The sequence below is a fragment of the Amycolatopsis sp. CA-230715 genome (genome assembly GCF_018736145.1).
Taxonomy (GTDB): domain Bacteria; phylum Actinomycetota; class Actinomycetes; order Mycobacteriales; family Pseudonocardiaceae; genus Amycolatopsis.
In genome coordinates this window covers 512,551-525,455 of sequence record NZ_CP059997.1, presented here as the reverse complement: position 1 = coordinate 525,455, position 12,905 = coordinate 512,551, and the positions used below count along the sequence as shown (strand labels likewise).

Annotated in this window: 12 protein-coding genes; 9 read left to right on the top strand and 3 right to left on the bottom strand. The window is 72.6% G+C overall.

Annotated elements, in window-relative coordinates:
- The first annotated feature begins 4 nt into the window (after positions 1–4).
- A complete protein-coding gene (locus HUW46_RS02480; RefSeq protein WP_215549629.1) occupies positions 5–595 on the top strand; it encodes a TetR/AcrR family transcriptional regulator in 591 nt (196 codons plus the stop codon).
- Here the strand turns inward: HUW46_RS02480 and HUW46_RS02475 are convergent.
- On the bottom strand, positions 585–1,235 hold the full coding sequence (locus HUW46_RS02475) for a response regulator transcription factor (protein WP_215545711.1): 651 nt from the start codon (positions 1,233–1,235) through the stop codon (positions 585–587). The genes HUW46_RS02480 and HUW46_RS02475 overlap by 11 nt on opposite strands.
- Positions 1,210–2,478: a sensor histidine kinase gene (locus tag HUW46_RS02470; protein WP_254125745.1), complete on the bottom strand. Its 1,269-nt coding sequence runs from the start codon at positions 2,476–2,478 to the stop codon at positions 1,210–1,212. The genes HUW46_RS02475 and HUW46_RS02470 overlap by 26 nt, the downstream gene beginning before the upstream one ends.
- A gap of 103 nt (positions 2,479–2,581) precedes the next feature.
- On the opposite strand from HUW46_RS02470, the gene HUW46_RS02465 reads away from it, so the two are divergent.
- From HUW46_RS02465 to HUW46_RS02450, 4 genes are all read left to right on the top strand, one after another.
- On the top strand, positions 2,582–4,180 hold the full coding sequence (locus HUW46_RS02465) for an ArnT family glycosyltransferase (protein ID WP_254125743.1): 1,599 nt from the start codon (positions 2,582–2,584) through the stop codon (positions 4,178–4,180).
- Between the two features lie 11 nt (positions 4,181–4,191).
- The gene (locus tag HUW46_RS02460; RefSeq protein WP_215545710.1) at positions 4,192–4,845 is read left to right on the top strand and encodes a GOLPH3/VPS74 family protein; all 654 of its coding nucleotides are present in this window, start codon (positions 4,192–4,194) and stop codon (positions 4,843–4,845) included.
- Positions 4,846–4,938: 93 nt separating this feature from the next.
- Entirely contained in the window at positions 4,939–5,958 is a 1,020-nt protein-coding gene (locus tag HUW46_RS02455; protein WP_215545709.1) for an aminotransferase class V-fold PLP-dependent enzyme, read from the top strand.
- A gap of 79 nt (positions 5,959–6,037) precedes the next feature.
- Positions 6,038–6,649, top strand: a complete 612-nt coding sequence (locus tag HUW46_RS02450; protein ID WP_254125741.1) for a hypothetical protein — start codon at positions 6,038–6,040, stop codon at positions 6,647–6,649.
- A gap of 95 nt (positions 6,650–6,744) precedes the next feature.
- Here HUW46_RS02450 and HUW46_RS02445 read toward each other — a convergent pair whose 3' ends face one another.
- Complete coding sequence (locus tag HUW46_RS02445) at positions 6,745–7,698, bottom strand: ferritin-like domain-containing protein (RefSeq protein ID WP_254125739.1); 954 nt, start codon at positions 7,696–7,698, stop codon at positions 6,745–6,747.
- 148 nt (positions 7,699–7,846) lie between these two features.
- Between HUW46_RS02445 and rimP the strand changes: the two genes are divergently transcribed.
- The 4 genes from rimP to infB all read left to right on the top strand — a co-directional run bounded on the left by rimP (position 7,847) and on the right by infB (position 12,877).
- Positions 7,847–8,389: a ribosome maturation factor RimP gene (rimP, locus tag HUW46_RS02440; RefSeq protein WP_215545706.1), complete on the top strand. Its 543-nt coding sequence runs from the start codon at positions 7,847–7,849 to the stop codon at positions 8,387–8,389.
- On the top strand, positions 8,386–9,447 hold the full coding sequence (gene nusA / locus HUW46_RS02435) for a transcription termination factor NusA (protein ID WP_215545705.1): 1,062 nt from the start codon (positions 8,386–8,388) through the stop codon (positions 9,445–9,447). The genes rimP and nusA overlap by 4 nt, the downstream gene beginning before the upstream one ends.
- A gap of 23 nt (positions 9,448–9,470) precedes the next feature.
- Positions 9,471–9,833: a YlxR family protein gene (locus tag HUW46_RS02430; RefSeq protein WP_215545704.1), complete on the top strand. Its 363-nt coding sequence runs from the start codon at positions 9,471–9,473 to the stop codon at positions 9,831–9,833.
- Between the two features lie 86 nt (positions 9,834–9,919).
- A complete protein-coding gene (gene infB / locus HUW46_RS02425) occupies positions 9,920–12,877 on the top strand; it encodes a translation initiation factor IF-2 (protein ID WP_215545703.1) in 2,958 nt (985 codons plus the stop codon).
- The last annotated feature ends 28 nt before the right edge of the window (positions 12,878–12,905 follow it).

The window sequence follows — 12,905 nt, the reverse complement described above, 5'->3', positions numbered from 1 at the left end:
GGCGATGCGCCAGCGCCTGCTCGACGCCACGATCGACTGCCTCGTCGAGTTCGGCTACGCGGGCACCACCACGACCAGGGTCGCCGACCGGGCCGGGGTCACCAGGGGCGCCCAGGTGCACCACTTCCCGACCAAGACCGACCTCGTGACCTCGGCGATCCGGCACCTCGCCGCGAAGCGGACCGAGGTCGCGATGGCCGAGCTCGACCGGCTCAAGGCTTCGGCCGACCCGATCGGGGACGCACTGCAACTGCTCTGGGAAATGCACCAGGGGCCGGTGTTCTCCGCGACCGTCGAGCTGTGGGTGGCCTCCCGGACCGACCCGGAGCTGCGGGAGCAGATGACGCTCGTGGAGCCGATCGCCACCGGAAGCCTCGTGGACTTCGGCAAGGCGCTGATGCCGGAGTACGCGGCGCACCCGGAGTTCCTGCACGCGGTGTACACCGCGATGGACATGATCAGGGGCATCCTCATCGCGAGCTGGGCGACGCGGGACGAAGCCGAGCTGACCGCGCGCTGGCACCGCGCGCGGGGGCACCTGCGCATCCTGTTCACCGCGCTCATGGAGTCCGAAAACTCCGGCCTCAGCGCGTGACGAGGCCCGCTTCGAGGGCGAGCAGCCCGGCCTGGGTGCGGTTGGCGCAGTCGAGCTTCACCAGCATCCGCGACACGTAGCTCTTCACCGTCGCCTCGGACAGGTGCAGCTTCCCCGCGATGTCCGCATTGGACAGTCCGCCGCCGAGGCAGCCGAGCACCTCGACCTCGCGCTCGGTCAAGGCCGCGGCGCGGCGCTTCGCGGCCTCCGCGCGCAGCGAGCTGTCCGACGACGCGGCCACCAGCCGCCGCGCCGCTTCCGGCGACAGCACGGTGTGCCCGTCCGCGGCCACCCGCACCAGCCCGATCAGGTCCTCCGGGGGCGTCGACTTCACCAGGAAGCCCGCCGCGCCGCCGCGTAGTGCGCGGATGACGTAGTCGTCGGCGTCGAACGTGGTCAGTGCGACGACCGCGGGCGCCTGCGGGAGCTTCGCGATGCGCTCGATCGCGGTCAGCCCGTCCACGCCCGGCATCCGGAGGTCCATCAGCATCACGTCCGGCCGGTGCCGCACGGCCGCTTCGACGGCTTCGGCGCCGTCCTGCGCCTGCGCGACCACCTCGATGTCGTCCGCGGAGCCCAGGATGGTGCGCAGGTGCGCGCACACCATGGGCTCGTCATCGACGACGATCACCCTGATCATGACGCGCGCTTTCTGCCGTCGGGACGTAGGCCGGAAGTATCGCATCGACGCGGTAGCCGCCGCCGGGGGAGTGCCCGCTGTGCAGGCTGCCGCCGATCAGCTCGACGCGCTGGCGGAGGCCGAGCAGGCCCGCGCCGGAGCCGCTCGCGGCGAGCACCGGGTCGGGTGGCCGCGACGGCGCTTCGTTGACGACGCTGATCCGGAGCCCGTCGGGCAGGTACCGCAGCAGGACCAGGGTCGGCGAGCCCGGCGCGTGCTTGCGAATGTTGGTCAGCGCCTCCTGCACCACGCGGTAGGCGGTGCGGGAGACCGTCGGCGACACCGATCCGCGCTCGCCCTCCACCTGGTAGGTCACCGGGGTGCCCGCGGTTTCGGATTCCGCGACGAGCGCTTCGAAATCGGACGGGTCGTCCGGTGGCGAGCCGTTCTTACCCGGTCGCACCGCGCTGATGGCTTCGTCGCCGCGCAACACCCCGACGAGATCGCGCAGTTCGTCGAGCGCCTGGGTGCCCGCCTGCCGGATGTCCTCGGCGGCGGTGCGGACCTTCGCGTCGGTGGTGACCACGCCCAGCGCGCCAGCCTGCAGCACCATCAGGCTCAGCCGGTGGGTGACCACGTCGTGCATCTCGGCGGCGAGGTGGCGGCGTTCCTGCGCACGCGCGCGCTCGGCGAGCAGCTCTTGTTCGCGTTCCGCCCGTTCCGCGCGGTCCCGCAGCGAGTTCAGCAACTGGCGCCGCGCTTGGAAGTACATCCCGGTGAGCGCGGGCACCACCGTGGCGAGCAGCCCGAACGGCGTCGTGCTCCAGCTCGGCGCCCACGGCCTCGACGCGAACACCGCGAGCACCCCGGCCAGCACCAGCGCGGTGCGCCGGTCGAGCAGCCGGGGCAGCTGGGTGGCGACCGCGGGAACCGCGACCGGCACCGTGGTCAGCGTCAGCGGCACGACCGGTTTCAGCAGTCCCGGCGAGAACAGGTCGGAGGCGAGCCACCCGGCGGAGATCGCGATCATCAGCACCGAGACCGCGATCGGATACCGGATGAGGAACAGCAGCGCGCAGTCCGCGGCCAGCGCGGCGATCAGCCACGCGTGGGGGCCGAGCCAGCCGGTGGTGACCGGGCCCGCGACGAACAGGGTCACGTCGAACAGGGCGAACAGGACCACCGCGCCCGCGACGATCCACCCGTCGTGGCGGCGGGGCCACAGCGGGAAGCGCACGGGGTAGCGCGGCAGGAACTCCGTCACGCGCCCACGGTAGCCACGAGGGCCCGGTATCGCTGACGGTTGCCGCCTCCGGGTGACGCGGTCGCAACGAAAGTTGCTGCCCTCGTGCCGATACCCGACTTTCGTGGATTCGATCGTCCTCGTTGGCCGCTGTCGGCGAAGGCCCGCGATCGGCTGGAATTTGCCGCAGCCGATGGAAAAAGGGGAGTGGCTGAACGTGGTTTCCGTGGACGCGACAGAAACCGATCACCTCGAACGGGAGGTGGCCCCGGGTGTCCCGCCGTTCGCGCGGCTGCCGGTGCTGGTGATCGCGGGCCTGGCCGGCGCGCTGCTGGTGTGGACGAGCACCCGCTACGGCCACGGGTTCGACGAGGTGTACTTCCTGATGGCGGGTCGAGATCATCTCGACTGGGGGTATTTCGACCAGCCGCCGCTGGTGCCCGCCCTAGCCGGGGCGCTCGATTCGCTCTTCCCCGGCTCGCTGCTCGCACTGCGGTTGCCGACCGCGCTCGCCGCGATGGCGGGCATCGTGGTGACCGCGCTCATCGCCAGGGAACTCGGCGGCGGGCGCGGGGCGCAGGCGATGGCGGCGGGCTGCTACGCGACGTCGGGTGTCGTCGTGCTGAGCCACCTGCTCGGCACCTACACGATCGACCCGCTGTGGTGGACGGTCATCGCGTGGCTCGTCGTGCGGTGGGTGCGGTCGCACCGGGAGGGCCGCGGTGACGACCGGCCGCTGCTGTGGGCCGGGATCGTCACCGCGGTCTCGCTCGAAACGAAGTTCCTGATCCCGGCGTTCTGGGCAGCGCTCACGCTGAGCGCGCTCGTGCTGGGGCCACGGGAGCTGCTGCGCAGGCCGCTGTTGTGGGCCGGGGCGGCGATCGCGGTGGTGGCCACCGTGCCGACACTGCTCTGGCAGGCGGCGCACGGCTGGCCGTACGCGCACATGAGCGATGTCGTGGCGGCCGAGTTCCCCGGGTACGGCCCGTTCTTCCGCGACGGGCTGCTGGGAGCGGGCATCGGCGTCGGCGTGCTGGCGTTCGTCTACGGCCTCGCGCGCCTGGTGTCCGCGCGGCACTTCCGGCCGTACCGGTTCGTCGGCTTCGCGATCCTGCTGACGATCGCCGGGTTCGCGCTCGCCCACGGCCGCTCGTACTACCTGCTGTCGGTGCTCGCGGTGCCGTTCGCGGTCGCCGCGGTGGACGTGAGCCGCCTGCGGCTGCCGTCCTGGTCGCGGGTGCTGGCGTGGCCCGCGTTCGCGCTGTCGGCCGCGGTACTGGCGGCGGGGCTGCCGATCTACCCGGCTTCGGCGGTCGCGGACATGCCCGCGTCGTGGGGCCCGATCCCGCTCGGCTCGGCGATGGCGGGCGGGGAGCTGCCGCAGCAGCAGCTCGGCGAGCTGGTGGCGAAGACCTACGAGGCGCTGCCCCCGGAGCAGAAGGCGCACACGGTGGTGTTCGCCGAGATCTACCCGTTCGCCTCGGCGATCGAGTACAACGGCGCCGGCCGAGGCGTCGGCACTGTCTACAGTGGACATAGAGGGTACTGGTACTTCGGCGCTCCGCCGGAGAGCGCGCGGGACGTGCTCTTCGTCGGCTTCGACCCCGGCAAGCTCGGCCGGTACTTCACCGCGACGGCACCGGTGATCGACGGGCTCGCCTGGCTGGAGACCGGCCGGACCCGGGCGTGGGCCGAGATCTGGCCAACGCTCAGGACCCAGTGAGGGAGAGGGACATGGAGCTTTCGTTGCCGGGCAAGGTCTACCTGCTCGCGCTCAACCCGAAATCGGGGCGCCTTCGCGACCGCCAGCGCAGCGCGTACGCCGTGCGCGCCGCCGCGCTGACGGATCTGGTGCTCTCCGGGCGGCTCGCCGACGACGGCGGCGCGCCGGTGGTGCGACCGCGCGGGTCGACCGGTGACGACGTGCTCGACGAGGTGCTCGGGCAGCTCGTCGAGGGGCGGCCGGGGAGTTGGAAAGGCGCGGTGCGCAAGGGATTCCGCGGCACCCTGCGCGCCGTCGAGGCGCAGCTTGAAGCGTCGGGTGTGGTGGAACCGCGGCGCTCGCGCGTGTTCGGGGTGATCCCGGTGCGTGGTGAGCGGCTGCGCGACACCGGCGCCCAGGACCGGCTCCGGTCCGTTGTGGACGGTGCGCTGCGCGGCGGCGGCGACGTGGCGGCCGTCCCGCCCGCGGACGCCGCGCTGACCGCGCTGGCCGTGCTGGCGAGGGTGAAGGGGGCCGCCACCGCGCGCGAACGCCGCCGCTACTCGGCGCGGCTGGCCGAGCTCGGGGAAAACGCGGGTGCGCCGGCCCCGGCGTTGCGGTCGGTGCTGCGCGCGCTCGACGGGATGCGCGCCGGTGTCGCGAGCAGCGCGTACGGCGGCGGCTGACCCGGAACCTCCACAGTGGACACTGGGGTAGTGCGCTGTGGAGTCCGGGGAAGCCGGTCGAGATCCGGCCCGCGCGCCCGTACGCTCGTGTTCATGCGTACCGCGTTCGGGGCCGAGTTCGCCGTGCCCGAGGGATATCTCAACACGCCGAGCATCGGTGTCCCGCCGTCTTCGGTCGCCGACGCGGTGGCGGCGAGCGTCGAACAGTGGCGCACCGGCGGCGCGTCCGCGCCCGGTTTCGATGCCGCGGTGGCCGCGGCGCGCGCCGCGTTCGCCGGGATCATCGGCGTGGCGGAGGACCGCGTGGCGAGCGGGGCGAGCGTGTCGCAGCTGGTGGGCCTGGTCGCGGCCGGGCTCGCCGACGGCGCGCGCGTGCTGGTCGCCGAGGGCGAGTTCACCAGCGCTTCGTTCCCGTTCGCGGCGCAGGCGGACCGCGGTGTCACGGTCACGGAGGTGCCGCTGGCCGAACTGGCCGCGCGGGCACCGGGGTACGACCTGGTCGTGGTGAGCGTGGTGCAGTCCGCCGATGGCGCGCTCGCCGATCTCGACGCGTTGCGCGCCACGGGCGTCCCCGTGCTGCTCGACGCCACCCAGGCGGCGGGCTGGCTCCCGCTGCGCCTCGACTGGGCGGACTGGGTGGTCGCCGCCGGGTACAAGTGGCTGCTCTCGCCGCGAGGGGCGGCGTGGCTCGCGGTGCACCCGCGCGCGCTCGCGCGCACCCGGCCGGTCGCGGCCAACTGGTACGCGGGCGAAGACCGGTGGCAGAGCGTGTACGGCCTGCCGCTGCGGCTCGCGGACGGCGCGCGCGGTCTCGATCTTTCCCCGGCCTGGCTCGCCCAGACCGGGGCCGCCGTCGCGCTGCCCTACCTCGCTTCGCTCGACGCCGACGCGGTCCGCGCGCACTGCGTCGGCCTCGCGGATCGCCTGCTCGCGGGGCTGGGACTGGCGTCGCGGGGAAGCGCGATCGTTTCGGTGGAGTGCTCACCCCGGGTGGCGGAACGCCTGACCGCGGCGGGCGTCCGCGCCGCGGTCAGGGCGGGGAAGACCCGGTTCGGCTTCCACCTCTACAACACGGACAGTGATGTCGACCGGGTTTTGTCCGCGTTCGGGTGAGGCCGTCCGCGCGGGTGAACTACCGTATGCGCCCGTGGTTGGTGCGCAATTTACTCCGAGACCGGGTGACACGGCCCCGTTGCAGCGGATCCCGGCCGGGCAGGCGGGACCCCAGCCGGAACCGCCCCAGCGGCGGACCGGGTACCTGCTCAAGGGCGCCGGGCTGGTCGCGGTGGCCGTGGTGTCCGGCTTCGTGTGGTGGCTGATCCGCCACGACGGTGACGAACCGCCGTCGCAGGCGCAGGGGGGTGACAAACCCGCGTTCGACTACAAGCTCACCGAAGGGCCCACGGTGGCCAGCGACTGCGCCGCGAACTCCTACGGCGAGGTCAAGAAGTGGTTCGGCGAGCACCAGTGCAAGCGGCTGTCCCGCGCCCTCTACACGGTGACATCCGGCAAGGCGAAGGCGCTGGTCTCGGTGTCGCTGGTGTCCATGCCGTCGCCCGATCTCGCCGCCGGGCTCAAGCAGCTCACCGACACCGACGACGCGGGCAACGTCACCGACCTGGTCAAGGACGGCACCGCGAAGATCCCGAAGGCACCCAAGATCGCGGGCGGCGAGTACGCCTCGAACCAGGCAGGGGCCGAGGTCACGATCGTCGAGGCCGCGTTCTTCGAAAAGCACCAGGACAAGGCGCTCCTGCAACGCATCACCACCGGCGCCCTGCACCTGAACAACAACCTGCGCTGAATGCGTTTTGACAGCCGTCGGCCTGCGTAGCGGTGCGAGCTGCTTGCCCGCTCAAGCGGCTCCGCCACTTATGACACGCGGCCTACTGGGCTCGGTCAGGACTGCGGAGTGCCGGGCAGGGCGGGTGCGCTGGGGTGCTCGCCCGCGGCGACCCGCCAGCGCGTGCACCGGCGCGCCGCCCCGGTGAGGGCGAGTACCGCGAACCCGCGCAGGCCCCGGTCGTCCGTCCGTTCGATGACCCCGCGCCACGCGGTCGCCACGTCGGTCTCCGCGATCGCCACCACCGCCATCGCCGACTTGCCGTCGGTGACCGGTTTCGGTGTCACGTAAGCGGGTTGCGCCGGTTTCGCGGTCACTCCGGCGGAGGCCAGCATGCGCTCGCACGCGTCACGGCGGGCGCGGTGCTCGGCGGCGCTGTCGGTGGCCGAGGCCTGGTACCCGTCCGGCAGGAACGCGGTGACGAGCCCGTACACCCAGATCGCCGCGTGCTCGGCCGCGAGCGCCTCCTGCACCGCGTCGCCCGCCTCGGCCGGTGGCTGCGGCGCGGCGGCCGGATCGACCGTCGCGTCCTCGCCCGGCCCGAGCTGATCGGAGGTCCGCTGCAGCGCGGCGCAGCCCGCGGCGACCGAGGCGACCAGCCCGGCGCGGTAGGCGGGCAGCCCCGGCACGAGATCGGCGGCCTGGCGGCGGGACACCGCGAGCCGCTGCTTCAGCCCGGCCAAGCCCTTGCCGTTCTGTCCGATCGCGCCCGGCCCGCCCTTCGGCTGGTTCTGTCTGTCTATTTCGGACTGCAGCGCGGTCGCGTGCGCGCGGCGGGCGGCGGCGACCTGCTGGGCCAGCGCCGCCTGCTCCGGCGCGGCCTTCGCCGCCTCGTCCGCGGCCGCCGCGTCCGCCTTCGCCTGCTCGGCGAGCGGCACCAGCGGGTCGGGGCCGTCCGCGTAGCCCTTGCCGCACGCGGCGGCGCCGAGACCGATGGGCAGTGCCAACGCCGCGAGCGCGCCCGCGCGCAGCACTTCCCGCCTGGTGCGGGGGTTCCGTACTGAGCTCACGTGCGCCCATCCTGCCAGGCGCGCCCCGACCATCGGCGGAGCCCGGCGGGAACGAGATAAGCTGGCACACCACGCACGCGGGCCGGGACCTCGGCGCGCGTGTGCACGGAAGCTTCAGCACAACCGAAAGAAACGGGAGAGCGCCAAGGTGCCAGGAGAACTCGCCGGGAGGCTCGAGCCCATCGTGGCCGAGGCCGTGACGGACGCGGGTTTCGACCTCGACGCGCTCGACGTCCAGCAGGCGGGGCGCCGCAAGCTGGTCAAGGTGGTCGTGGACGCCGAAGACGGAGTCGGGCTCGACGAAGTGGCCGAGGTCAGCCGCGCGGTGTCGGCGGTGCTCGACGAGCACGAGCACGTGATCGCCGGCGCCTACACCCTCGAGGTGACCTCGCCGGGCGTCGACCGCCCGCTGGTCAAGCCGAGACACTGGCGGCGCGCGAAGTACCGGCTGGTGCGCGTCACCACCACCGGCGGTGCCGAGATCACCGGCAGGGTCGGGTACGCGGGCGAGGACTCGGCACGGCTGCTCGTGTCGGGCGAGATCAGGGACGTGTCCTATCGCGACGTCACCCGCGCGGTGATCGAAATCGAGTTCAAGCAGCCGCCGACCGAGGACCTGAAGCTGCTCGAGGACGACGCCTGCGGCATGATCGACGCCGCCTCGACCGAGCCGAAGGAGGAGTCGAAGTGAACGTCGACATCGCGGCGCTGCGCGCGATCGAACGGGACAAGGACATCCCCTTCGAGACGGTCATCGAAGCCATCGAGACCGCGTTGCTCACCGCCTACAAGCACACCGACGGCCACCAGCCGCACGCCAGGATCGACATCGACCGCAAGACCGGGTACGTCCGGGTGCTGGCGCACACGCTCGCCGAGGACGGTTCGGTCGACGAAGAGTGGGACGACACGCCGGAGGGGTTCGGCCGGATCGCCGCGACCACCGCGCGCCAGGTCATCCTGCAGCGCCTCCGCGACGCCGAGCACGAGAAGACCTACGGCGAGTTCTCCACCAAGGAGGGCGAGATCGTCGCCGGCGTCATCCAGCGCGACGCGCGGGCCAACGCGCGCGGCATGGTCGTGGTGCAGGTCGGTGACATCGAGGGCGTGCTGCCTTCGGCCGAGCAGGTCGCCGGCGAGAGCTACGAGCACGGCAGCCGGATCAAGGCCTACGTGGTGACGGTGTCCCGCGGCAGCCGCGGCCCGCAGATCACGCTCTCGCGCTCGCACCCGAACCTGGTGCGCAAGCTGTTCGCGCTCGAGGTGCCCGAAATCGCCGACGGCACCGTGGAGATCGCCGCGGTGGCGCGCGAGGCGGGGCACCGGTCGAAGATCGCGGTCCGCTCGACCGTGGCCGGGGTCAACGCGAAGGGCGCCTGCATCGGCCCGGTCGGCGCGCGCGTGCGCAACGTGATGAGCGAGCTGGCCGGCGAGAAGATCGACATCATCGACTTCTCCGAGGATCCCGGCCGCTTCGTCGGGAATGCGCTGTCCCCGGCGAAGGTTGTGTCGGTACGGGTCGTGGACGAGCGGGCGAAGACCGCGCGAGTCGTCGTCCCCGACTTCCAGCTCTCCCTCGCGATCGGCAAGGAAGGCCAGAACGCGCGGCTCGCCGCGCGGCTGACCGGATGGCGGATCGACATCCGCAGCGACGCGGCGGGCGACCCCGACGCGGCGCCGGGGGCGGAGGGTGACGAAGGACACGAGGCCAGCCCTCCGCGCGCCGCCGCAACCGGTTCGGCTGAGTGAGGGGCGACCGGCTAGACTCAGGTGTGGTTCGAAGCCCGTTGACGGCGACCGCCCGCACGAAACATCGGGATTCCCCGGTACGCACGTGCGTCGGCTGCCGGAAGCGGGCTTCGATCGGCGAGTTGCTGCGAGTGGTCGCGGTGGACGGGTGCCTCGTCGTCGACGAACGTCGGCGGCTGCCGGGGCGGGGTGCTTGGCTGCATCCCGGGCCGGAGTGCCTGGCCAAGGCCGAACGGCGACGAGCGTTCCCCAGGGCGTTACGGGTTTCTGGGGTGCTCGACGCACGGGCGGTGTCCGCGCGGCTCGCCGCGCACGCCGTGCACGGACCCGGCGGGGGATCTTCCCCCGCCCAGTCGGAAACAAGGAAGCAGGTCGACCCGTCATGAGTCAGCCGTGAAGCTGAAGCCATGAACGCGCGACAGTAGGACGAGGTCTGCGGGTCTGCCGCCGGCCTCCCCAGAATAGGAGTGCTGTGCCAGGCAAGGCCCGAGTACACGAGCTCGCCAAGGAGCTCGGCGTTACCAGCAAAGATGTACTCGCGAAGCTCAAGGAGCAGGGCGAGTTCGTGAAGTCCGCGTCGTCCACCGTCGAGGCCCCGGTGGCCAGGCGGCTGCGCGACGCGCTCGGTGGGAAGACCGGCAAGCCCGGCGGCCGCGGCGCGAAGAAGCCGGCCCCGATGCCGGGCCCGCCGTCCAACGGCGCGACCCCGGCGCCGCCCGCGCCCAAGCCCGCGGCGTCCACCGAACCGGCTCAGGCACCGGCGCCGCAGGCGCCCGCCAAGCCGAGCGGCCCGTCCGCGGTCCCCGGCCCCAAGCCGGGCCCGAAGCCGCCCGCGCCCGCCCCCGCGGCGGAGCCCGCCGCGGCTAAGGCGCCCGCCCCGGAGTCGAAGCCCGCTCCGCAGGCGCCCGCACCGCAGGCACCCGCCGCACAGGCGGGCGGCCAGCAGGGCGCGGTCGTCCCGCCGAAGCCGCAGGGCCCCAAGCCCGCCGGCCCGAAGCCGGGTCCGCGCCCGCCGCGGCCGGGCAACAACCCGTTCGGCGTCGGTGCAGGTTCGCCGGCGCCGCGTCCGTCGGCACCGCGTCCCGGTGGCGGCCAGCAGGGCGGCGGCGACCGGCCGCAGCGTCCCGGTGGCGGCGAGCGGCCCAGCGGTGACCGCCCTGCCCCGCGTCCCGGCGGTACCGGCGGCAACCGGCCGAGCCCCGGCAACATGCCGCCGAGGCCCAACCCGGGCATGATGCCCGGCCGTCCCGCGGGCCGTCCCGGTCCTGGTGGCGGCGGTCGCGGTGGCCCCGGTGGGCCCCGTGGCGGTCCTGGCGGCGGCGGTGCCGGTCGCGGCGGTCCCGGTGGGCCCCGTGGCGGTCCCGGTGGTGGCGGTGGCGGCTTCCGCCCCGGCGGCGGTGGCCCCGGTGGTGGCGGTGGCGGTTTCCGTCCCGGTGGCGGCGCGCCCGCCGGTGGTGGCGGCTTCCGCGGCGGCCCCCGCGGCGGTGGTCCCGGTGGCCGTGGCGGCACCGCGGGTGCCTTCGGCCGTCCCGGTGGTCCCTCGCGCAAGGGCCGCAAGTCGAAGCGGCAGAAGCGCCAGGAGTACATGGACAACATGCAGGCGCCCAGCGTCGGCGGCGTCCGCCTGCCCAAGGGCAGTGGCGAGACGATCCGGCTGCCGCGCGGTGCCTCGCTGACCGACTTCGCCGAGAAGATCGACGCCAACCCGGCTTCGCTGGTGCAGGTGCTCTTCCACCTCGGCGAGATGGTCACCGCGACGCAGTCGGTGTCGGACGACATCCTCGAGCTGCTCGGCGGCGAGATGAACTACAACGTTCAGGTCGTCAGCCCCGAGGAAGAAGACCGCGAGCTGCTGGAGACCTTCGACATCACCTACGGCGAGGACGCGGGTGAGGACGAGGACCTGCAGGTCAGGCCGCCGGTCGTGACCATCATGGGTCACGTCGACCACGGTAAGACCCGCCTGCTCGACACGATCCGGAAGTCGAAGGTGCGCGAGGGTGAGGCCGGCGGCATCACCCAGCACATCGGCGCCTACCAGATCGAGACCGAGCTCGAGGGCAACCCGAGGCTGATCACCTTCATCGACACCCCCGGTCACGAGGCGTTCACCGCCATGCGTGCCCGCGGTGCGAACTCCACCGACATCGCGGTGATCGTGGTCGCCGCCGACGACGGCGTGATGCCGCAGACGGTCGAGGCGATCAACCACGCGCAGGCGGCGAAGGCGCCGATCGTGGTCGCGATCAACAAGATCGACAAGGAGGGCGCGAACCCGGACAAGATCCGGCAGCAGCTCACCGAGTACAACCTGGTGGCCGAGGAGTACGGCGGCGACACCATGTTCGTGGAGATCTCCGCGCGGCAGAACATCAACATCGACGGTCTGCTCGAGGCGATCCTGCTGACCGCGGACGCGGCGCTGGACCTCCGGGCGAACCCGGACATGGAAGCGCAGGGCGTCGCGATCGAGGCGCACCTCGACCGCGGCCGCGGCCCGGTGGCGACCGTGCTGGTGCAGCGCGGCACGCTGCGCGTCGGCGACTCGGTGGTCGCGGGCGACGCCTACGGCCGCGTGCGCCGGATGGTCGACGAGCACAACGTCGACGTCACCGAGGCGCTGCCGTCGCGGCCCGTCCAGGTCATCGGGTTCACCTCGGTGCCGGGCGCGGGCGACACGTTCCTGGTGGTGGACGAGGACAGGGTGGCGCGGCAGATCGCCGAGCGCCGCCAGGCCCGGATCCGCAACGCCCAGAACGCGGCGAAGCGCAAGCGCGTCAGCCTCGAGGACCTGGACTCCGCGCTGAAGGAGACCTCGACCCTCAACCTGATCATCAAGGGTGACAACTCCGGTACCGTCGAGGCGCTCGAAGCCTCGCTGGTGCAGCTCGAGGTCGGCGACGAGGTCGAGCTCAACGTGGTCCACCGCGGCGTCGGCGGGGTCACCGAGAGCGACATCGACCTGGCGACCGCGTCCGACGCGATCGTGCTGGGCTTCAACGTGCGGGCACAGGGCAAGGCGACCGAGCGGGCCAACCGCGAGGGCGTCGACGTCCGGTACTACACGGTGATCTACCAGGCGATCGAAGAGATCGAGCAGGCACTCAAGGGCATGCTCAAGCCGGAGTACGAGGAGGTCGAGCTCGGCAAGGCGGAGATCCGCGAGGTCTTCAAGTCGTCGAAGTTCGGCACCATCGCCGGTTGCCTGGTCACCTCGGGCGAGATCCGCCGCAACGCGCGGGCCCGCCTCATGCGGGACGGCACCGTCGTCGCGGAGAACCTGCCGATCAGTTCGCTGCGGCGGTTCAAGGACGACGTGGTCGAGGTCCGCGACGGGTTCGAATGCGGTCTGACCCTCGGTTCGTACAGCGATCTGAAGGTCGGCGACGTGATCGAAACCTACGAGCAGCGCGAGAAGCCGCGCGTCTGATCGACACGGCGGGGCCGGGGGACGAGTA

What these genes read in the sequence shown, in the direction of transcription:
- HUW46_RS02455 (WP_215545709.1), top strand. Translation starts at nt 4,939, where the DNA reads ATGCGTACCGCGTTCGGGGCCGAGTTCGCCGTGCCCGAGGGATATCTC.
- HUW46_RS02480 (WP_215549629.1), top strand. Translation starts at nt 5, where the DNA reads ATGCGCCAGCGCCTGCTCGACGCCACGATCGACTGCCTCGTCGAGTTC.
- HUW46_RS02475 (WP_215545711.1), bottom strand. Translation starts at nt 1,235, where the DNA reads ATGATCAGGGTGATCGTCGTCGATGACGAGCCCATGGTGTGCGCGCAC.
- HUW46_RS02460 (WP_215545710.1), top strand. Translation starts at nt 4,192, where the DNA reads ATGGAGCTTTCGTTGCCGGGCAAGGTCTACCTGCTCGCGCTCAACCCG.